This is a genomic window from Micromonospora yasonensis (assembly GCF_026013475.1).
Lineage (GTDB): Bacteria > Actinomycetota > Actinomycetes > Mycobacteriales > Micromonosporaceae > Micromonospora > Micromonospora yasonensis.
The window spans coordinates 13432-32800 of record NZ_JAPDPH010000066.1 but is presented as its reverse complement, the minus strand read 5'-3'; the positions used below and the strand labels follow the sequence as shown (position 1 = coordinate 32800).

The 19369-nt window shown below is 75.0% G+C and carries 19 protein-coding genes; 4 read left to right on the top strand and 15 right to left on the bottom strand.

Annotated elements, in window-relative coordinates:
* From ONA70_RS15970 to ONA70_RS15955, 4 genes are all read right to left on the bottom strand, one after another.
* On the bottom strand, positions 1-825 hold an 825-nt coding region (locus ONA70_RS15970), incomplete at its 3' end, for an FtsX-like permease family protein (protein ID WP_265007222.1).
* 137 nt (positions 826-962) lie between these two features.
* Positions 963-1628, bottom strand: coding sequence for a response regulator (locus ONA70_RS15965; protein ID WP_265007221.1), 666 nt, complete (start codon positions 1626-1628; stop codon positions 963-965).
* Complete coding sequence (locus ONA70_RS15960) at positions 1625-2860, bottom strand: sensor histidine kinase (RefSeq protein WP_265007224.1); 1236 nt, start codon at positions 2858-2860, stop codon at positions 1625-1627. Before ONA70_RS15960 ends, ONA70_RS15965 begins: the two co-directional genes overlap by 4 nt.
* 61 nt (positions 2861-2921) lie before the next feature.
* On the bottom strand, positions 2922-3602 hold the full coding sequence (locus ONA70_RS15955) for a DUF305 domain-containing protein (protein ID WP_265007220.1): 681 nt from the start codon (positions 3600-3602) through the stop codon (positions 2922-2924).
* Between the two features lie 138 nt (positions 3603-3740).
* Here ONA70_RS15955 and ONA70_RS15950 point away from each other — a divergent pair, with 138 nt between their 5' ends.
* Positions 3741-5192, top strand: coding sequence for an LVIVD repeat-containing protein (locus tag ONA70_RS15950; protein WP_265007219.1), 1452 nt, complete (start codon positions 3741-3743; stop codon positions 5190-5192).
* Between the two features lie 56 nt (positions 5193-5248).
* On the opposite strand, the gene ONA70_RS15945 is transcribed toward ONA70_RS15950, so the two are convergent.
* The 8 genes from ONA70_RS15945 to ONA70_RS15910 all read right to left on the bottom strand — a co-directional run bounded on the left by ONA70_RS15945 (position 5249) and on the right by ONA70_RS15910 (position 13075).
* A complete protein-coding gene (locus ONA70_RS15945; protein ID WP_265007218.1) occupies positions 5249-6244 on the bottom strand; it encodes a carcinine hydrolase/isopenicillin-N N-acyltransferase family protein in 996 nt (331 codons plus the stop codon).
* A 41-nt stretch (positions 6245-6285) separates the two neighbouring features.
* Entirely contained in the window at positions 6286-7218 is a 933-nt protein-coding gene (locus ONA70_RS15940; protein WP_265007217.1) for a PfkB family carbohydrate kinase, read from the bottom strand.
* Positions 7219-7260: 42 nt separating this feature from the next.
* Positions 7261-7734, bottom strand: coding sequence for a DUF1203 domain-containing protein (locus ONA70_RS15935; RefSeq protein ID WP_265007216.1), 474 nt, complete (start codon positions 7732-7734; stop codon positions 7261-7263).
* 165 nt (positions 7735-7899) lie between these two features.
* The gene (locus ONA70_RS15930; protein WP_265007215.1) at positions 7900-8724 is read right to left on the bottom strand and encodes a MerR family transcriptional regulator; all 825 of its coding nucleotides are present in this window, start codon (positions 8722-8724) and stop codon (positions 7900-7902) included.
* 84 nt (positions 8725-8808) lie between these two features.
* Complete coding sequence (locus tag ONA70_RS15925; RefSeq protein WP_265007214.1) at positions 8809-10422, bottom strand: asparagine synthetase B family protein; 1614 nt, start codon at positions 10420-10422, stop codon at positions 8809-8811.
* Between the two features lie 4 nt (positions 10423-10426).
* Complete coding sequence (locus ONA70_RS15920) at positions 10427-11392, bottom strand: hypothetical protein (protein ID WP_265007213.1); 966 nt, start codon at positions 11390-11392, stop codon at positions 10427-10429.
* 100 nt (positions 11393-11492) lie between these two features.
* The gene (locus ONA70_RS15915) at positions 11493-12290 is read right to left on the bottom strand and encodes an isocitrate lyase/PEP mutase family protein (protein ID WP_265007212.1); all 798 of its coding nucleotides are present in this window, start codon (positions 12288-12290) and stop codon (positions 11493-11495) included.
* A gap of 41 nt (positions 12291-12331) precedes the next feature.
* Positions 12332-13075: an ArsR/SmtB family transcription factor gene (locus ONA70_RS15910; RefSeq protein WP_265007211.1), complete on the bottom strand. Its 744-nt coding sequence runs from the start codon at positions 13073-13075 to the stop codon at positions 12332-12334.
* A gap of 142 nt (positions 13076-13217) precedes the next feature.
* Here ONA70_RS15910 and ONA70_RS15905 point away from each other — a divergent pair, with 142 nt between their 5' ends.
* Positions 13218-15434 carry a family 43 glycosylhydrolase gene (locus ONA70_RS15905; RefSeq protein WP_265007210.1) on the top strand — a complete coding sequence of 739 codons (2217 nt, stop codon included), beginning with the start codon at positions 13218-13220 and terminating at the stop codon, positions 15432-15434.
* 107 nt (positions 15435-15541) lie between these two features.
* Here the strand turns inward: ONA70_RS15905 and ONA70_RS15900 are convergent, their stop codons facing one another.
* A complete protein-coding gene (locus ONA70_RS15900; protein ID WP_265007209.1) occupies positions 15542-16075 on the bottom strand; it encodes a 2'-5' RNA ligase family protein in 534 nt (177 codons plus the stop codon).
* A gap of 57 nt (positions 16076-16132) precedes the next feature.
* On the opposite strand from ONA70_RS15900, the gene ONA70_RS15895 reads away from it, so the two are divergent.
* A complete protein-coding gene (locus tag ONA70_RS15895; protein WP_265007208.1) occupies positions 16133-16561 on the top strand; it encodes a nucleoside deaminase in 429 nt (142 codons plus the stop codon).
* A gap of 54 nt (positions 16562-16615) precedes the next feature.
* Here the strand turns inward: ONA70_RS15895 and ONA70_RS15890 are convergent, their stop codons facing one another.
* Complete coding sequence (locus ONA70_RS15890; protein ID WP_265007207.1) at positions 16616-17221, bottom strand: response regulator transcription factor; 606 nt, start codon at positions 17219-17221, stop codon at positions 16616-16618.
* Complete coding sequence (locus ONA70_RS15885) at positions 17218-18360, bottom strand: sensor histidine kinase (RefSeq protein ID WP_265007206.1); 1143 nt, start codon at positions 18358-18360, stop codon at positions 17218-17220. Before ONA70_RS15885 ends, ONA70_RS15890 begins: the two co-directional genes overlap by 4 nt.
* A gap of 133 nt (positions 18361-18493) precedes the next feature.
* Here ONA70_RS15885 and ONA70_RS15880 point away from each other — a divergent pair, with 133 nt between their 5' ends.
* Complete coding sequence (locus ONA70_RS15880) at positions 18494-19327, top strand: hypothetical protein (protein WP_265007205.1); 834 nt, start codon at positions 18494-18496, stop codon at positions 19325-19327.
* Positions 19328-19369: the final 42 nt, after the last annotated feature.

The following is a 19369-nucleotide window of genomic DNA, read 5'->3' as shown; positions in this document are numbered from 1 at the left end:
GAGCCGCAGTCGGCCGACCCGCCGCGCCGGCTGCACGGCCGCGTCGGTCAGCGCGGTCACCGGTGCCACCCGGGTGCCCTGCCAGCAGGGCACCGCCGCGGCGCCCACCGTCATCAGGGTGCCGAGCACCAGGCAGAGCAGGACGGTCCGGACGCCGACCGCGGGCGCCCCGCCCACCGGTGCGTCGCGGGCGGTCATCAGGGCGGACAGGCCGCCGGCCAGCCCCACGCCGGCCAGCACACCGGCCACCGAGGCGACCAGGCCGGTCACCGCCGCCTCCAGCAGCGTGGCCCGGAACACCTGGCCGCGGGTGGCGCCGACCAGCCGCAGCAGGGCGGTGCGCCGGGTGCGCTGGGCCAGCACGATGGCGAAGGTGTTGGCGATGACGAACCCGGAGACCACCACGGCCACCACCGCGAAGGCCAGTAGGAAGTTGCTGAACTGCCGCAGGTCGCGGACGGCGTCCTCGACCGCCTCGTCGAGGACCCGCTGCCGATCCTTGACGGTCACCCCGGTGCCGAGCGCCGCCCGGACCCGCTCGACCAGGGCGGCCCGGTCCGCTCCGGGGCGGGCGGCGACGATGATCCGGTCGTAGCCGCGCTGGCCAGTGACGGCGAGGGCGTCGGGCCCGGCCACCCCGATGTACGGCCCGCCGACGTCGCGCGACGTGCCGTCCACGTCGACTGTGCCGACCAGGGTGTACGGCCGGGCGGCGCCGGTGGCGCCACCGACCCGGACCGGGGACCCCAGTCGGAACCGCTGTGCGGCGACGGTGGCCTCGTCGAGGACGACCTCCCCCGGGCCGGCCGGCAGCCGCCCGGCCACCACGGGACAGGGTCAACTGACGCCTTCGACGCTAGGTCCGGCAGCCTCTCGTCGATCTCCACCTGCGCGCTCGGCCTCGGTACGCCCCGGGTCGCCCCCGACCGGGTGGACCCGTACGACCCCGGTCGTACGCCGGCTCACCCGCCCGGGGTGACCAGCCCGCTCTCGTACGCCAGCACCACCGCCTGGACCCGGTCGCGGAGCTGCAACTTGGCCAGGATCCGGCCGACGTGGGTCTTCACCGTGGCCTCCGCCACGTGGACGCGGGCGGCGATCTCGGCGTTGGACAGCCCCTGCGCCACCAGCAGCAGCACCTCGCGTTCCCGCTCGGTGAGCTGGGCCAGCCGCGGATCCTCGGTGGGGCCGGGACCGAGCTGGCCGGCGAACCGGTCGAGCAGCCGCCGGGTGATCGACGGCGCCACCACCGAGTCGCCCTCGGCGACCACCCGGATCGCGGCGAGCAGTTCCTCCGGCGGCACGTTCTTCAGCAGGAACGCGCTGGCCCCGGCGCGCAGCGCGGCGAAGGCGTCTGCCTCGGTGTCGAAGGTGGTGAGCACCAGCACCCGGGGCCGGCCGCCGGTCGCCCGGGCACAGATCCGCCGGGTCGCCTCCACCCCGTCCATGGTGGGCATCCGCAGGTCCATCACCACCACGTCGGCCTCGACCCGGTCCAGCACCCGCAGCGCGTCGGCGCCATCGATCGCCTCGCCGACCACCTCCAGGTCGGGCTGGGAGTCGAGCACCATGCGGAACCCGGCCCGGACCAGCGCCTGGTCGTCGACGATCACCACCCGGACCGTCATGCCGCCTCCTCCTCCGTGCCGGGTGCCGAGGGTAGCGGCAGCCGCGCCTCGACCCGCCATCCCCCGCCCAGGGTGGGGCCGGCGGTGAGGCTGCCGTCGTACACCCCGACCCGCTCGCGCATGCCGACCAGGCCGTGCCCGCCGGACGGCGCCGGGCGGACCATCGGCCGGCCGCGCCCGTCGTCGACGGCCCGGACCACGACGGCGGACGGCGACCAGTCGAGGTTCAGCTCGACGGACGCGCCCACGCCGGCGTGTTTGAGCGCGTTGGTCAGCGACTCCTGCACCACCCGGTAGACGGTCAGTTCCAGGCCCGGCGGCAGGGGCGCCGGCTCGCCCGTCGTGGCGCAGTCGACCGCCAGGCCGGCGGCCCGGAAGCGGTCCAGCAGGTCGGGCAGTTCGACCAGCGCCGGCCGGCGGTGCGCCGGCTCGGCGGAGAGGCCGCCGTCGGGTGCGGCCACCGCGGCCGGCGGGCCTGCCGGCTCCGGCCGGCTCGGCTCCCGCAGTACGCCGACCAGCCGGCGCATCTCCTCCAGCGCCTGCCGCCCGGTGTCCGCGACCACCTTGGCCGCCTCCCGGGCGGTGGCCGGGTCCCGGTCGAGGGTGTAGCGCACTCCGTCGGCCTGCACGATCATCACGGCCATGCTGTGCGCCACCACGTCGTGCAGCTCCCGGGCGATCCGGGTGCGCTCCTCGGCCACCGCGGCCCGGGACTCGGCCTCCCGCTCCCGTTCCAGCGTGGCGGCCCGCTCCTCCAGGCTCAGCACGTACAGCCGGCGGGTCCGCACGTTCAGCCCGACCAGCCAGACCGCCGCGGTGACCATCCCGAACCAGAGCACGCTCGCCCACCAGGCGGCCGACCTGGGCACCTGGAGGGCGGCCAGCACCACCCCGACCGCCGCGACGATCCCGGCGGCGATCCCGTCCCGCAGCCGGTCGGCGTACTTGACCACGCTGTAGAGGGCGATCAGCACGGCGACGTCGTAGCCGAGCGGCCCCCAGTGGGCGAGCACCTGCGCCAGGGCGAGCACGGCCACCACGGCCGCCACCGCCGACGGGTGGGTCCGCCGGAACAGCAGGGCCAGCGCCATCGCGAACCCGACCAGGGTGGCCGTCCAGCCGCCGGGCTGCGCCACCTCAATGACGGCGAAGAGCGCCACGAACCCGGAGACGGCGACGTCGAAGGCGACGCTGCGCAACGGGCGGCCGAAGATCACGCGGTCCACGGTCACCCAGCGTACGGGGTGCCCCACGCGTCGATGCCTACCGCGCCGCAGGGCTTGGGGTGGGGCGTCAGGGAGCGATCAGTTCGCGCAGGCGGGCGATCTCGGCCTCCTGCTCGGTGGCGACCGAGTTGGCGAACTCGTGCATGGTCTGGTCGACGCCCACCTTGAGCAGGTCGGTGGCCATCGTCACAGCACCCTCGTGGTGCTCGGTCATCATCCGGACGAAGAGGCGATCGAACTGCGCGCCGCGGGTGGCGGCGAGTTGCCGCATCGCCTCCGGGGACTGCATCCCGCGCATGGTGCCGTGGTCGTGGTTGGGCACCTCGGCGGGCAGCCCCCGGGCGGTCAGCCACGCTCGCATCACGCCGATCTCGGGTTGCTGGGCGGCCCGGACCCGCTCGGCGATCGCGCGGATCCGGGGGTCGGTGGCCCGGTCCGGAGCGAGGGCGGCCATCTCCACCGCCTGCTGGTGGTGCGGGATCATCATCCGGACGAACCACACGTCGAGGCTGTTGTACCGGGGCTGCGCGGCGTCCCGAACCTCCTGGGCGGGGCGGGTCACCGCCGGCTCTCCCGGCCGGCCGGGCACGATGACCGGCGGCGCGTCCGCCGGGAGCGACGGACTCGACGCGGCGGCCGGGACAGCCGGCGGGCGGTCCGGCCGGCCCCACAGCGCCACGCCGAGCGCGACGAGCGCCAGGGCCACGGCTGTGACGGCGATCAGCGTCCGTCCACGTCGGACAGTCATGCGCCACCCCCTCCATTCGAGGTGAGAGCGATCCTAACCATGAACAAAGAACGCTGGATGTGACCCAGATCACATTGATCCGCATCGGTCGACGGTAAGGTGTGATCATTCGCCAATCCCTTTCGGAGGGTGTCGCCGATGGCCAGATTCCGCATGTCCAGATCCCGTCGCTTCCAGATCGGTAGCCTCGCCGCCGCCGGTCTCCTCCTCGCCAGCGTCGCCGCTCCAGTCAGCGCGCAGGCCACCCCACGGCTCGCCGCCGAACCGGCCACCGTGGACAGCACCGCCGCCGGACTCGGCGTCGACGAAATTTCCAGCAGCCCCAACCTCCGCCAGATCGCCAACCTCCCGAAGATGGGGCCGTTCAACACCGAGAGCGCGCTCAACAGCGACATCGCGTTCCAGGGGCCGTTCGCCTATGCCGGCAACTACAACGGCTTCACCATCTACAACATCGCGAACCCGGCCGCACCGAAGGTCATGTCGCAGGTGCTCTGCCCGGGTTCCCAGAACGACGTTTCCGTCTACGGTGACCTGCTCTTCCTCTCGACGGACTCGCCGCGCAACGGTGACTCCTGCGACAGCCAGGGCGTGCCCTCAGTCGACACGATCTGGGAAGGCATCAAGGTCTTCGACATCAGCGACAAGACCGCGCCCCGGTACATCAAGTCCGTCAAGACGGCCTGCGGCTCGCACACCCACACCTTGGTGCCGGCAAAGGACGGGACGTCGGTCTACCTGTACGTCTCGTCGTACGGTCCTCGGGACACCTACGTGGGCTGCCCTCCGCCGCACGACTCGATCTCGATCGTGAAGGTGCCGCTCGATGCGCCTACCGATGCGGCCGTCGTGGCCACGCCCGTCCTCTTCCCGGACGGCGGGTACGCCGGTCGCCCGGGCGGCTCGGCGACCAGCGGCTGCCACGACATCACCGTGTACCCGGCGAAGGACCTGGCCGCCGGTGCCTGCATGGGTGACGGCATCCTGATGGACATCTCCGACCGGGAGGCGCCCCGGGTGATCAACCAGGTGCGGGACACGGTCAACTTCGCCTTCTGGCACTCGGCGACCTTCAACAACACCGGCACCAAGGTCGTCTTCACCGACGAGCTCGGTGGCGGCGGCGGGGCGACCTGCAACCCGACCGTCGGGCCGAACCGCGGCGCGGATGCCATCTACGACATCACCGGCGCCGGTGACGCCCGGACCATGGCGTTCCGCAGCTACTACAAGATCCCCCGGACGAACGGCGACACCGAGAACTGCGTCGCCCACAACGGCTCGCTGATCCCGGTGCCCGGGCGCGACATCATGGTCCAGGCCTGGTACCAGGGCGGCATCTCGGTCTGGGACTTCACCGACTCGGCCAACCCGAAGGAGATCGGCTACTGGGAGCGGGGCCCGCTCTCCGACACCCGGCTGATCACCGGCGGGGCCTGGTCGTCGTACTACTACAACGGCCACATCTACTCCAACGACATCCAGAAGGGCCTGGACGTGGTGGAGATCGACCAGGCGTCCATCCCGGGCGCCAACACGAGGCACTTCACCCGGCTGAACGTGCAGACCCAGCCGGACTACAAGCCCTGACGCTCTCCCGTCCTCGGGCCCGGCCACCGCACCCGCGGGGTCGGGCCCGTCGACTGTCAGCTCATCGGCAACCGATAGCTGCGCTCCCCGCCCCCGGTGGCGGGCACCAGCCGGACCTCGCCGGTACGCAGGCCGTACACCACCGACCAGCGGGTGTGCCCCTGCCGTACGGCACCGAGCAGGCGCAGCGCGGCCGTGGCGTCCAGCACCCCGCCGCTGGCGTCCAACGCCTCGGCCAGCACCCCGTACCGGTGGTCCCGGCGCAGGTCCGGCTCGGCCACCCCGACGGCCGGCACGTTGGTGAGCGCCTGCCAGGGGCCGCGCCGCCGGTCGGCCCGCATGGTGCCGTCGACGAACTCCACCACCGCCGAGGCACCGGTGGCGTCGGCGAGCAGGTAGTGCAGTGGCGGCCCGCCGTCGAAGTCGAGGTTGTAGCGTTCGAACACGGCGATTGCCTCGTCCACGGTGGCCGCCTGGTCGAGCACCAGCCGCAGGATGCGGACCGAGCCGACGGTGGGCCGGCCCGGCACGGGACGGGCGGTCGCGCCGTCGTCGGCGGCCAGCCCGACGGCAAGGCCCCGTTCGTTCATCCCGTCGAAGGGCAGCAGCGGCGCGTTGAGCAGCCGCCGGTCCCCGGTCGGGTCGGCACCGACCCCGAGGTACGAGATGTCCACCAGGGAGATCGAGGCGTACGCGTCGGGCGGGTCGGCCCGCAGCACCAGGGCCGGGTTCGGCTCCCAGTCGAAGTTGCGGGCGAACAGCGGCCGGTTCCGGTCGCCGAGGGCGGCGAAGAGCGAGCAGCCGAACGGGCTCGCCTCGGGGGTGCCGGAGACGCCGGCCGTCGGGTCGTAGTCCCCGACGTAGGTCATCTCGTACAGCGGCAGGTCGTCGACCCTGCGGAGGCTGGCCAGGGTCCGCTCGACCTGGCCGGCGTCCTGTCGGGAGGCGGTCGGCATGCCGGCCGCCGCCGGTTCCGCGCCGCGTCGGCTCTGCGCGCAGCCGGCGGTGACCAGCAGCAGGGCGATCCCGGTGGCGAGCAGCGTCCTCCGCATGCCCGCGACGGTAGAAGAGGCAGCGACGGTTGTCCATCGGGTCAGCGCGCGGGGATCCGGGCCAGCTGCGCCTCGATCGCCGCGGCGCTGAGTGCGGGCCGGCCACCGGGGTGGCCGACCGTCGCGCCGGCCGCCGCCACCGCGTACCGGGCCACGACCGGGTACGCCTCGCCGCGCAGCAGGCCGGCGGTGAGCGCCGCGACGAAGGCGTCCCCGGCGCCGGTGCTGTCCACCACGGGCGTTTTCGACAGCGGCACGAACAGCTCCCCGTCCGGCCAGACGAAGGCGTTCCCCTCCCCCGCCACCTCGACGGCGACCAGCGTCGGGCCCCGCGCCAGCAGCTCCCGGCCGGCCCGCAGGCCCGCCGCGGCGTCCACCGGCGGATCGCCGACGATCAGGCCGGCCTCCCGCGCGTCGGCGCGGAGCACGTCGGCGAGGGCGAGCAGCTCCGCCCCGCCGGCCGGGTCGTCCGGCGCGCCGTCCAGCACCACCAGCCGATCCGCGGTACGGGCGCAGCGGGCCGCCGCCAACACGGCCGGCAGCGGCTGCTGGAGCTGGACGACCACCGCCTGGGCGGCCTGGAGCACGCCCTCGGCGTCGGCCACGTCCGCCTCGGTCAGCAGGGTGGCCTCGGGGATGTCCTCCAGATAGCGCCAGCGCGCCCGGGCGTCCACCACGTCGACGATCAGCGCGCTGGGCGTGTCCGGCCGCCGCAGCACCGGGGCGACGTCGATCCCGTCGCTGCGCGCCTGCCCCAGCAACCGGTCGCCGACCTCGTCCTCGCCGACCACGCCGAGCAGCCCGACTCGGACGCCGAGCTGGGCCAGCCCCACCGCCTGGTTGGCGCCCTTGCCGCCGAGCAGTTCCCGCCGGCGGCGCACCGGGGTGGTCCGGGACGGGTCGGGAAGCTCGTCGACCAGCAGGACGAGGTCTCGGGCCACCTGCCCCACGGCGATCGCGTCCAGTCCTGCCATGTCCGGCTGATACCCGGGCCGCCGCCGGTCACGCCCGGCGGATCACCCGCGTACGACGGTGAACATGTAGCAGCCGTACACCACGTTGCGGCTGTGCAGGCGGTCCACCGTCGGGTCGGCGAACAGCTCGGCCACCACCGCCTCCGGGTCGGTCCCGTCGTGCAGCCGGCCGCCGACGATCCGGCCCCGGCGGTCGTACGCCCGCAGCACCTGCGCTCGCCCCCGCCACTCGGCCGGGTACCCCGTCCCGGGCACCGGACCGGAGCAGTCGACGGCGTGGGCGAAGATCGGCCCCACCTCGCGGTACGGGCCATCCGGCAGCGGTGGGGCGTACCCGAGGAGCAGCAGCGGTTCCCCCGGGGTCGCGTCGCGCAGGCAGCAGCGCAGCGGTTCGCCGCCCTCGGCGCAGCACCGCTCGGGCGGCCGGCCGCCGGCGTCGAGGCCGGTACGCCGCACCTCGGCCAGCGCCTCGGCCGGCACCGGTTCGATCCGGTACCCGGTACGTGTCGTCGTCATGCCCATCAGCCTGCTCGTCCGGGGTGCCGGATGCTGGCGGCGATCGGACCTCGCGTCTCCGGTGTGCGCCAGATGTCCGACATGCGGCATCAGCTGGGCGGAAGCGGGTATGTCCGCGACGGAGCGGGACGGGCTGCCCGCCACCCTCGGGCAGCCCGTCCCCGATCACCGGCGGGAGACCGGGATCTGGAGTTCCGTCACGCCCTTGTCCGGCTCCTCCTGGCAGTACTCCAGGTAGACCTCGCGGGCGTAACCCTCGGCCCGCCAGCCGTTCTCCTCGATCCAGCGGGCGAGCACCGCCATACTCGCCTCGACCTCGTCCATCGACCCGTGGTGCACGATCGTCGCGGCGGTCGCCAGGGCCGGCAGGTCGACGACCGCGAAGTCCGCGGCGGCCGACGGGTCGACGCCGACGGTCACCCCGGCGTGCACGATCACCGCCTCCCCGTCGCCCTCCGGCTCGTACCAGGCGATGCCGGGCCCGGTCGGGTGGACCCGGGCCGCGTCGAGCCGGCGGAACAGCTCCGGGTAGAGCGGTTGGATCACCGGGCCGATGTCCGGCGTCTCGTAGCTGGGGGCGACCGCGGTCAGTTCCGCGATCCGCACCGCCGGGATCTTTTTGAGCACGACGTCCTTGGTGGTCATCCGACCCTCCGTCTCGAGCATTCGGAGCCTCGCCTCGATCCCGGCCAGCCGGGCGGCGTCCGCGGCGAGCTGCGCGGCGAGCTGGGCGCGGCGCAGCCGCAGCATCCCCCGCAGCTCGGCGGCGTCGAGCCGGTCGTCGAGGACGGCCCGGACCTGGTCCAGGGTGAGCCCCAGGTCCTTCAGGGCGATCACCCGGTTCAGCCGGCCCAGTTGCTCCGCCCGGTAGTACCGGTAGCCGGTGTGCGGGTCCACGGCGGCCGGGCGCAGCAGCCCGATGCCGTCGTAGTGCCGCAGCATCCGGACCGACACCCGGCCGAGTGCGGCGAACTCTCCGATGGTGAACATGGCCCCCTCACGCTCGTGCCTGACACGGTGTCAGAGTCAAGCGCGGCCCCGCAGCCCGCGGCCGGCGCGGATCACCGGCCGCCCTCAGCCGGGCAGGGGCGCCTCGTCCCCGCCCCGGGTACGGCGGGGATTGACCAGCCGGCGGACCACCGGCACGGCATTCCACCGCGCCGCGCCGACCAGGTCCCGCGCGTGCTCCAGCACGGTGTAGTCCGGTCGGACCAGGCCGTCGGCGATCGCCCGGTCCAGGTCGTTGCCGCAGCGGCTGAGCACGCTGTCGAAGTCGCGGCGGACCGGTTCGAGCAGGTGGTAGCCGAAGGAGCGGTGCAGCCGGGCGAACAGCGGCTTGTAGAGCCGGGCCCGCTCGTGCAGCCCCGACGAGTACGACATCGGGTTCTTCGGCCGCCGGCGGATGTAGTCCGGGAGCAGGTCGGCGAAGGCCCGCCGGAGGATCCACTTCTCCTGGCCGTGGCGGAGCTTGAGGTCGAGCGGGATCCGCATCGCCAGTTCCACCACGCTCAGGTCGAGGAAGGGCACCCGGGCCTCCACCCCGTGGCCCATGCTGGCCCGGTCCACCCGCTGCAACTCGGTCCGGCACAGGTTACGGATCTTGTGGAGGAAGAGCCGGCGGGAGCGTTCCGGGCCGACCTGGTGGTACATCGGGTAGCCGCCGAACAGTTCGTCCGAGCCGTCCCCGGTGAGCACCACCTTGACCCCCAGTTCCCGCAGCCGCCGGAAGATCGGCACGGTGACGACGGCGTTGATGATTTCGCCGTACTCGGTCAGCTCGGAGATCCGGATCGCCTCTCGGACGTCGGCCAGCCGGATGTCGCGCGGGCGCAGCTCGATCACCTCGTGCGGCACGCCGAGGTCGGCGGCGAGCCGCCGGGCGTACGCGACGTCCGGGCTGTCCGGTACACCGACGGTGACCGCCACGCAGTCCGGGTGCAGTTGCCGGGCGTGCAGCAGCGCGAGCGAGCTGTCCAGGCCGCCGGAGAGGACCACGCCGACGGTGAGGTCGGTGTCGAGCCGGACCCGGATGCTGTCGGTGAGCGCGGTCCGGACCAGCCGGGCCGCCTCGTCCGGGTCGTCGACCGGCGGTGCCCCGGCCCCGAGGTCGAGCAGGTCCACGTGCGGGCGCAGCCGGACCCGCCCGTCGGGCTCGGCCCAGCCGTGGTAGCCGGGCGGCACCTCGCTGATCGGCGCGTTCTGCGTGACCAGCGCCTTGACCTCCGAGGCCAGGTGCAGGCAGCCCGGCCGACGGGACCAGTAGAGCCCCTTCACGCCCAGCGGATCACGGGCCAGGTACGCCCGGGCGGTGGCCCGTTCCACCACGGCGAAGGCGTACTCGCCGCGCAGCCGGCGCACCGCCTCCTCGCCCCAGTGCCGGAACGCGATGAGGACCACCTCGGTGTCGCTTTCGGTGCGGAATGCGTACCCGAGCCGGGTCAGCTCGCCACGCAGCTCGTGGTGGTTGAAGATCTCGCCGTTGTAGCAGAGCACGTACCGCTCGTCGGGCGACAGCCAGGGCTGCACGGCCCGTTCCCGGTCCACGATCCGTAGCCGGCGGACGCCGGCGAGCAGGCCGCTCTCCTGCCGGGTCTCGGTCACCTCGCCGCGTGGGGCGAGGACGGTGAGCATCCGGCGGAAGACCGCCGGGTCGGCCTCCGGGCCGATGCTCAGCGCGATCCCGCACATCCGCTCACACCCCCATCTCGGCCTCGTACGCCCGCCGGAACCGGCGGCAGGCGGTGGGCGCGAGACAGAGGTGCCAGGCCTGGCCCTCGTCGACCACGTTGATCTCGCCGGCCGCCTGCCGGGCCAGCAGCAGCTCGGCCAGGGTGCCCCGGACGCCGAACCGGCGGAACCAGGCCATCTCCACGTCGGCCGCCCAGCCCAGGCAGTGCCCGCTGGGCACCATGGCGGCGTACCCGAGGCGGCGCAGCCGGTACTGGTGCTCGGCGCTGCGGGCCAGGCTGGTCACCCAGAGCGGCGGCGTGCCGGGCGGGGTGGCCAGGGCGAACTCCCGGCCGACGTCGTTGAGCAGGGCCACCACCTCGCGCCGGGTCCGGCGGAACATCAGCCCGGCGGTGTGCGGGGTGGCGCCGGGCAGCAGCCTGCGCCGCAGCGCCCGCAGGCCGCGACCGACGAGCGTGGCCGGCTGCTCCTGGTACCGGAAGGCGAGCAGCTCCCGCCGGCGCAGCCACTCCAGGTCGACCAGGTCGGTGCTGGTGTTGACCTGGCCGTCGGTGAGGTAGGCCGGGCTGTCCCCCCACCACATCACGTCGATACGGGAGAGCAGATAGATCCGGACCAGCGCGGTGAGGTCGTGCGCCGAGCTGCGGGCGTTGGGCTGGTAGCGGGCCATCTCCAGCAGCAGGGTCTCCCGGGCGCCGACGAGTCCCTGCGGGGTGGCCTCGAGGACCGACGCGATCGCCGGTTCCCGTAGCCGCTGGTCCAGCAGGACCTGTCGAGCGGTGGCCGCCGGGGCGTCCGCGAGGGCGCCCACCTCGACGAGCAGCTCTGCCACCGCGGTCCGATAGGCGGCCAGGTCCGGCTCGCGGGAGGCGGGGCGGCGGCCGATGGTGGGCGGCCGGCGACGGGTCGGGGCGGTGGATGCGACGGCGGGTCCGGGCTGCTGACCGGGGCTTCGGCTGGGCAGTCGCATGGTCGGGTCCCCTCTCCGGGCCGGACACGGCGTGATCGAACCTAAAACACACCGTAATCACCAGGAATGGGCGAACCCCGAACAATCTTCCTATCTCCCCCTAAGGAGCATCTTTCGACATGGAAAGCGCCTGCACCCAGCCGTACGTCGGCGCGGCTGGCAGCCCGGGGTCGAGCCTCGCGCGGACCGCGTCCGCGAGGTGCACCGCCGCGCCGAGCGCGGCCCGGAACAGCAGGGAGCCGGTGCTGACCCGGGCCACGCCGAGGCGTCCCAGCGCGGCCAGGTCCGGCCCGCCGGGCCGGTACAGCACGTTGAGCGGCAGGCCGACCTCGGCGGCCAGCCGCCCGACCAGGTCGTCCGGCGCGCCGGGCAGGAAGCAACCGTCGGCGCCGGCCGCCCGCCAGGCGGCGGCCCGACGCAGGGCCTCGTCAAGGGGCTCGGGTATCCCCAGCCACCAGGCATCGCTGCGGGCGTTCACGAAGAGCCCCGGCACGGCCGCCTTCACCGCGGCGATCTTGGCGGCGGCGAGTTCCACCGGGGCGAGGCTGCCGTCCGGCCGGCCGTCCTCCAGGTTCACCCCCACGACGCCGAGCGCCGCCAGTTCGGCGACGTAGTCGGCCACCGCCACCGGGTCGTCGCTGAAGCCGTCCTCGATGTCCACGGTGAGCAGCACCGGCAGGTCGCGCAGCCGCCGGGCCAGATCGAGGTTGTCGGCCCGGGTCGCCCCGGCCGCGTCCGGCTTGCCGCCGGCCGCCGCGACCCCGAGGCTGGTGGTGCCGATCGCCGGATGACCCCGCGCCACCAGGGCCGCCGCGGAGGCGTGGTCCCAGGCGTTCGGCAGCAGCAGCGGCCGGCCGGGCCGGTGCAGGGCGTGGAAGGCGGCGCTACGGTCGCTCATCGACGGCCACCTCGGGGCCTGGTCGGGACATGGAGGGCGGGTCAGGCCCGGGCCGGGCCGGTGGCGCGGGACGGTGGGGCCAGGTCGGCGGGGTCCAGGCCGAGGACGGCGGCGAGGGCGGGCCGGCCGGCCGGGGTGAGGCGGATCGACCGGCCGGTGCCGCGTGCGGTCCAACCCAGGTCGAGGAAGCGGTGGCAGAGCGCCGCGCCCAGCGCCCCGGCCAGGTGGGGGCGGCGCTCGGTCCAGTCCAGGCAGTCCCGCAGCAGCGGTCGCCGGGCCGCGCGCAACGGCTCGACCGGTACGCCCAGCTCCGCCAGCCAGCTCACCCCGGCCGGGGTGAGGGCGAGCCCGCCCGCGCGGTCCAGCACTCCCCGGTCGAGCAGGGCGTCGTGCACCAGCACCCCGAGCCGCCCGGCGAGGTGGTCGTAGCAGGTCCGGGCGTACGCCAGGGCGGCGCCGGCCGACGCGGCGCGCAACGTGCGCGGCGGGGCCGGCGGGGCGGGCGCGTGCCCGGCCAGGTCCTCGATCAACTGGGCCACCGCCGGGCCGGCCAGCCGGACGTACCGGTGCCGCCCCTGCCGCTCCTCGACCAGCAGGCCGCCCTGGACGAGCCGGGTGAGGTGGTCGCTCGCGGTCGACGCCGCCACCCCGGCGGACCGGGCCAGTTCCCCCGCCGTCCAGGCCCGCCCGTCGAGCAGGGCCAGGCAGAAACTGGCCCGGGTCCGGTCGGCGAGCAGCGCGGCGAGCGCGGCCATCCCGCGGCCGTCGGCGCTGGTCGTGGTCATCCACCCATGCTGGCACGGCGACGGTTCGGCCCGGACCGGACGGTCCACGGGTCGGCGGTGCGGGTCTTTACATCGTTGTATCCAACGTTGTAAACAGGCAGAGACCTTCGTCGACTGATTGCCCACCACCAAGGCAGGTCTGATGGGACACCTCCGCCGCGGCGTCGCCGCCGCACTCGGTCTGCTGCTCGCCGCGACCCCCGCCGTGTCGGCTCCGGCCGACCCCGGGCCGCCCGCCCGGTACCCGAACCCGGTCTCCGCCCGATTCGCCGACACCTTCGCCGACCCCGCCGTCGTCCGGGGCGAGGACGGCCTCTGGTACGCCTTCGGCACCTCCGATCCGCTGCGCGAGGGCGAGCGGCAGCCCCACCGGGTGCCGATCGCCCGCTCCGCCGACCTGGCCGACTGGACCTACGTCGGGGACGCCTTCACCGCCGACCAGCGCCCGTCCTGGGCGGCACCCGGCGCGATGCTCTGGGCCCCCGACGTGCGTCGGGTCGCCGGCCGCTGGGTCATGTACGTGACCGTCACCGACACCACCGTCTCCGGCGACACCTTCGACACCGCCGTCGGGGCGGCCACCGCGCCCAGCCCCGCCGGCCCGTGGACCTTCGCCGACGAGCCCGTGGTCGCCCCCCGCCCCGGCGGCGGGGGCGGTTTTCTCTGGACCATCGACCCGAGCCAGTTCACCGACGTGGACGGCACGAAGTACCTCTACTACGGCAGCTACTACGGGGGGATCTCGGTCACCGAACTCTCCCCCGACGGGCTGCGCGCGGTCGGCACCCCCCGCCTCGTCGCGATCGACAACAAGTTCGAGGGCAGCTACGTGCTGCGCCACGACGGCTGGTACTGGCTCTTCGCCTCCACCGCCAACTGCTGCGCCGGCCCGGCCACCGGCTACTCCGTCCAGGTCGGGCGGTCGCGCAGCCCGCGCGGCCCGTTCGTGGACCGCGAGGGCCAGCGACTCGACGTGTCCCGGGCAGGTGGCACCCCGGTGCTCACCCAGAACGGCAACCGCTGGATCGGCACCGGGCACAACGCGGTGCTGACCGACCTCTCCGGGCAGGACTGGATCGTCTACCACGCCATCGACCGGGCCGACCCGTACCTGGACGAGCCGTTCGGCGTCAACGAGCGGCCGATGCTGCTGGACCGGCTCGACTGGGTGGACGGCTGGCCCACGGTGAACGCCGGCGCCGGGCCGTCCGACGGGACGCGTCCCGCCCCGGTCACCACCGGCCGGATCGACGACCGCTTCGCCGACGCGGGACTCACCGGCTGGCGGCCCGTCCAGGGCACCTGGCGGGTGGCCGACGGGACGCTGACCGGCGAGGGGGCGCTGACCAGCCGTACCGGAACCGACGGCGACGTGCGCGCGGAGGCCGACCTGCGGCTGACCGGAGCCGGCGGCGCCGGGTTGCGGCTCGGCCGGGCGGAGGTCCGGGTCGGCGACGGCCGGCTGCTGGCCCGCGACGCCGGCGGCACGGCCACGTCCGCCCCGCTGCCCGCCGGCCTCGACCTCGCCGACCGGCACAACCTCGCGGTCGAGGTACGCGGCGGGCAACTCGTCGCGGAGCTGACCCCGGACCGGCTCGGCGACCCGCTCGCCGTGGTGACCCTGGCACTGACGAGCCCGGCCGCCGGGCCCCTGACGCTGCTCGCCGACGACGGGACCGCCGAGTTCGACAACGTCAGCGCGGCCCCGCTGTACCGGCCGGTGCGGCACCCGGCCGCCGCGCCGATGGTCGGCCCGCTGCTGCCCGGCTGGTCCGACGAGTTCGACGGCGGGCTCGACCCGGCCTGGCAGTGGGTGCGGCAAAACCCGGCGGCGACCGTCGCCGACGGCGCGCTGCGCTGGCCGGTGGAGGCGACCGACCTGGTCGGCACCGGCAACACCGCCGGGGTGCTGCTGCGCGACGCGCCCACCGGGGACTATGTGGCGGAGACCAAGGTGACCCTCCCCCTCGGCGAGGACACCGTCCGCAACTATCAGCAGGCTGGTCTGACGGCGTACGTCGACGACGACCGGTTCGCCCGGCTGGCCCAGGTGGCGATCTGGAACACCCGGCAGGTCGAGTACGGCTACGAGCTGCCCTTCGCCGGCCGACCGGTGTACGGCGGCAGCATCGTCGGCACGCCGGCGACCAGCACCTGGCTGCGGCTGGCGCACCACGTCGACCCGGTCACCGGTGAGCACGAGTTCCGGGCCGGCTCCAGCCGTGACGGGGTCCGCTGGACCTGGGGTGCGGTCTGGACCTTCCCGGCCGACACCACGCCTCGGATCGGGCTGGTCGCCCACGGCGGCGCCACGCCACCGGTCACCGCCGAATTCGACTACCTGCACTTCTACCGCTGACCCGCCCGGCGCGCGCCCCCGTCACCGCCTGGTGACGGGGGCCGTGCGCGACCGGCGATCCGGCAACCGCCGCGACGCTGACCGCCATCACCGCCGGCCGCCGACGCTCAACTGCCTGGGCGCGGACACGTCGGCGTCAGGTCACTGACCGTCCCCGTCCCGCTGTCGTAGCTGCGCGCCGCGACGAACTCCCCGCTGGGCCGGTCGAGGCCGGCCAGCGCCCGGGCCCGGCGCCGGTCGGCGTCCCGGAACCGCAACGCCAGGCTCAGGTGCGGGATCCACCGGCCCGGCAGGTGCCACGGGCGCTGCCCATCCGCGTCGGCGAGGACGTCGCACACCGCGCCGTGCAGGGCGACCAGTTGCGGCGCGGGGCGGACCAGCCAGACCAGCGGGGCGCTGCCGTCCAGCACCTCGATCCGGTCCAGGCGGGCCGGCAGGGGCAGCGCGGCGTCGCAGAGGTCGGCGAGGCGTTGCTCGGTGCCGGGCGGGAACTCGTCGACGCAGGCGAGGGTCAGGTGCGGCCGGTTGGTGGGGTGGGTGTTGCGCGCCAGGCTGGGCAGGCCGGCGGCGGCCAACCGGGTCCAGGCCGCGCGTACCGCCTCCTCCAGCTCCGGGGAACAGAGCAGCTCGACCGTCCGCACGCCGTCAGGCTAGCCGTCGGCGGTGTGCCGCGACGTCCCGTGGGGAATGCGGACCGAATGAGTGTGCTGACCGAGACCGACGAACGGCACCTGCGCCGGGCCATCGCGCTGGCCACCGCCGCCCGGGACGCCGGGGACGGCCCGTTCGGCTCGCTGCTGGTCGACGCCGACGGGCGGGTGCTGGCCGAGGAGGTCAACACCGAGCGGACCGACGACGACATCACCGCCCACCCGGAGCTGAAGCTGGCCCGCTGGGCGGCCCGGAACCTCGCCCCCGACGCGGCCGCGGTCGCCACCATGTACACCAGCTGCCAGCCCTGCGGCATGTGCGTCGTCGCGATCGAGCGCTCCGGCCTGGGCCGGGTGGTGTACGCGCTGAGCACCGAGCAGGTGACGCAGTTGCGCCCGATGCCCCCGTACGCCCCGGTGGCGTACGCCGGGCCGGCGCTGCTCGCCGAGGCCCGCATCCCGGTCGAGCCGGCCTGAGCCGGCCCGGGTGCGCGAGCCGGCCGAACGGGGGCCGGAGCCGGCCGAGCGCGGTCAGAGCCAGCCGGCCTCACGGGCGATCCGGACCGCCTCGGCCCGGTCCGCGGCGTCGAGCTTCTGCACGCAGGCGGCGAGGTGGTTGCGCACCGTCCCGGCCGCCAGGTGGGTACGCCGGGCGATCACCGCGACCGGGGTGCCGTACTCGGCCAGCCGCAGGGTCTCCAGCTCGCGGGGGGTCAACGGGCACTCGGGCAGGGTCAGCGCGTCGGCGGCGAGCGCCGGGTCGACGTACCGGGCGCCGGCGTGGACCCGCCGGATCACGTCGGCGAGCGCCCCGCCGGGGGCACCCTTGGGCAGAAATCCCCGGGCGCCGGCGGCCAGTGCCGGGCGCAGATGGGCGGGGCGGCCGTGGCCGGTCAGGATCACCACGGCGCAGCCGGGCAGGACGCGGGCCAGTTCGGCGGCGACCTGGATCCCGCCGGGCGGCGGCATCTCCAGGTCCAGCACCGCGACGTCCGGCCGGTGCGCCTGGGCCGCGGTCAAGGCGGCGCGGCCGTCGCCGGCGTGCGCGACGACCTCGATGTCGGCCTCCAGATCGAGCAGGGCCGCGAGGGCGAGCCGGATCAGCTCCTCGTCGTCGGCGAGCAGCACCCGGATCACGACGGCACCGGCAGGGTGGCCACCAGGCTGAACACCCCGTCCTCGGCGTGGGCGCGGACGCTGCCGCCGGCGGGGGCGAGCCGGTCGGCCAGCCCGCGCAGGCCGCCGCTGTACGGGTCCGGGCCGCCGTCGAGGGCGCCGTCGTTGCGTACGGTCATGGTCACCAGGCCGTCCTCCCGGGTGATCTCGATCCGGCACCAGTCGGCCCGGCTGTGCCGCAGCACGTTGGTGCCCGCCTCACGCAGCACCGCGGCCAGGTCGGCCGCGACCGTGGCGGGCAACTCACCGGTGGGTGGCACCACGGTGCAGCGCACCCCGCTGGAGCGCAGCACCTCGCCGACCGCGGCCGCCTGCTCGGCGAGGTCGACGGACCGGTAACCGTGCACCGCCTCGCGTACCCGCTGCAGGGCGGACCCGGCGAGCCGCTGCACCTCGGCGGCCTCCCGGCCGGCCCGGGCAGCGTCGACCGGCGCGAGCCGGGCGGCCAGTTCGGCCTTCAGCGCGATCACGGTGAGGTCGTGACCGAGCAGGTCGTGCACGTCCCGGGCGAAGCGCAGCCGCTCCTCGGCGGCGGCCAGGCGGGCCCGGGCGGCCTGGCCCTGCCGGGCCTCGACGAGCAGGTCCCAGAACCAGACCTGCGCCCAACTGATCGCGGCCACCCCGAGGCCGACGCCGCCGGTGATGAGCACGGTGTCGCGGGCCGGCAGCCCCGTCCACCGGGCCACCGCGACCGCGACGGCGAGCACCGCGACCGCCCCGACCAGGGCGGCCGGTGGCCGGAACAGCAGCGGGAAGATCCCGATCAGCGACGCGCCCAACCAGGCCCAGGTCGGCCAGGCGCCGGCGGCGACCGGCCCGACCAGCGGCACGCTCAGTACGGCGGCCACGGTCAGGGCGGCGTACCCGCGTCGGCGCCGCTCGTCGGCGAGCCAGGGCGTGACCGCCGCGTGGACGACCGCCGCCTGGGCGGCGACGAAGGCCAGCAGCCCGACCGCGCCGAGGAGCAGCCGGACCGGGTCCGGCTCCCGGGCCAGACCGACGCCCGGCAGCAGCAGGGTGGCGCCCAGATTGGTGGCCAGCGACACCAGGGTGAGCCGGCGCGCCCCACGCAGCCGGCGGTCCGCCGCCTCGACCGTCATGCCCGCTGATCCTATGGCCGGCGGTCGACCGGTTCACCCCGGCGGATCGCCCGGTCGCACCGTGCGCCGCGCCCGGTTTTCCCGTGCCGCGCGCGCCTGTCGGCCGGACGGCCGCTCCCGGCAGGGTCGAGGCATGACGGAGACGACGGTACGCGTACCCAGGGGATCGGACCGCGCCGGCCGCCGGCTGGCGCGACACCTCGCGGAGATGGTCGTGGCGATGGTGGCGGGCATGGTGCTGCTCGAACCGCTGTGGCGGGTGGCCGCGGCGGTGGTGGGCGGTGGCGGCGTGCTCGCCCGACCGGACGTGGGTGCGCTGGTGCTGGCGACGGACATGTCGCTGGGCATGGCGGCCTGGATGTGGCACCGGGGCCACGGGTGGGCCGCCACCGCCGAGATGGTCGCTGCCATGTACGTCCCGTTCCTGCTGCTCCTGCCGCCCTGGTGGGCCGGGCTGGTCGGGGACGACGCGCTGCTGCTCGGCGGCCACCTGCTGATGGTGCCGGCGATGGTGCTGGTGGCGCTGCGGCACCGGCACGAGCAGCCCGTCCCACCCGCCCGGCACCCGGTCGTCGTGGCGGCGGCGCGCCGGTGGCCCACCGCGCTGGCGCTGCTGATGACGGTCGACCTCTGGCTCGCGCCCACCGTGCTCTCCCCGTGGACCCTGCTGGTACTGCCGGCCGGCTACCTGCTCATCGGCACGTGGCGGCGGCAGTGGCGGGACCGACGGGCCCTGGCGGTGCAGCTCGCCGGGCTGGCCGGCTGGGCCGGGCTGGCGCTGGCCGCCCTCGCGGGGGCGGATGGCCTCGCCGGCTGGTTGGTGGCCGCCGGCTGGCTGGGGCACGCCGCCTGGGACCTGGCACACCATCGCACCGGTCGGGTGGTGCCCCGGGGCTACGGGGAGTGGTGCGGGGTACTGGACGTCGCGGTGGGGATCAGCGTCGGGCTGGCCCTCCTCGCCGGCTGACGCGCGGGTGGCCGGGCGGCCCACGCCGGCCGCCCGGGCGGG

Coding starts and splice junctions, on each gene's coding strand:
- ONA70_RS15925 (WP_265007214.1), bottom strand. CDS start 10,422: ATGTGCGGGATCGCGCTGAGCATCGGCCCGGAGGCCGACCCGGCGGTC.
- ONA70_RS15950 (WP_265007219.1), top strand. CDS start 3,741: ATGGCCAGATTCCGCATGTCCAGATCCCGTCGCTTCCAGATCGGTAGC.
- ONA70_RS15930 (WP_265007215.1), bottom strand. CDS start 8,724: ATGTTCACCATCGGAGAGTTCGCCGCACTCGGCCGGGTGTCGGTCCGG.
- ONA70_RS15880 (WP_265007205.1), top strand. CDS start 18,494: ATGACGGAGACGACGGTACGCGTACCCAGGGGATCGGACCGCGCCGGC.
- ONA70_RS15910 (WP_265007211.1), bottom strand. CDS start 13,075: ATGACCACGACCAGCGCCGACGGCCGCGGGATGGCCGCGCTCGCCGCG.
- ONA70_RS15945 (WP_265007218.1), bottom strand. CDS start 6,244: ATGCGGAGGACGCTGCTCGCCACCGGGATCGCCCTGCTGCTGGTCACC.
- ONA70_RS15905 (WP_265007210.1), top strand. CDS start 13,218: ATGGGACACCTCCGCCGCGGCGTCGCCGCCGCACTCGGTCTGCTGCTC.
- ONA70_RS15920 (WP_265007213.1), bottom strand. CDS start 11,392: ATGCGACTGCCCAGCCGAAGCCCCGGTCAGCAGCCCGGACCCGCCGTC.
- ONA70_RS15940 (WP_265007217.1), bottom strand. CDS start 7,218: ATGGCAGGACTGGACGCGATCGCCGTGGGGCAGGTGGCCCGAGACCTC.
- ONA70_RS15965 (WP_265007221.1), bottom strand. CDS start 1,628: ATGACGGTCCGGGTGGTGATCGTCGACGACCAGGCGCTGGTCCGGGCC.
- ONA70_RS15915 (WP_265007212.1), bottom strand. CDS start 12,290: ATGAGCGACCGTAGCGCCGCCTTCCACGCCCTGCACCGGCCCGGCCGG.
- ONA70_RS15895 (WP_265007208.1), top strand. CDS start 16,133: ATGAGTGTGCTGACCGAGACCGACGAACGGCACCTGCGCCGGGCCATC.
- ONA70_RS15935 (WP_265007216.1), bottom strand. CDS start 7,734: ATGACGACGACACGTACCGGGTACCGGATCGAACCGGTGCCGGCCGAG.
- ONA70_RS15885 (WP_265007206.1), bottom strand. CDS start 18,360: ATGACGGTCGAGGCGGCGGACCGCCGGCTGCGTGGGGCGCGCCGGCTC.
- ONA70_RS15955 (WP_265007220.1), bottom strand. CDS start 3,602: ATGACTGTCCGACGTGGACGGACGCTGATCGCCGTCACAGCCGTGGCC.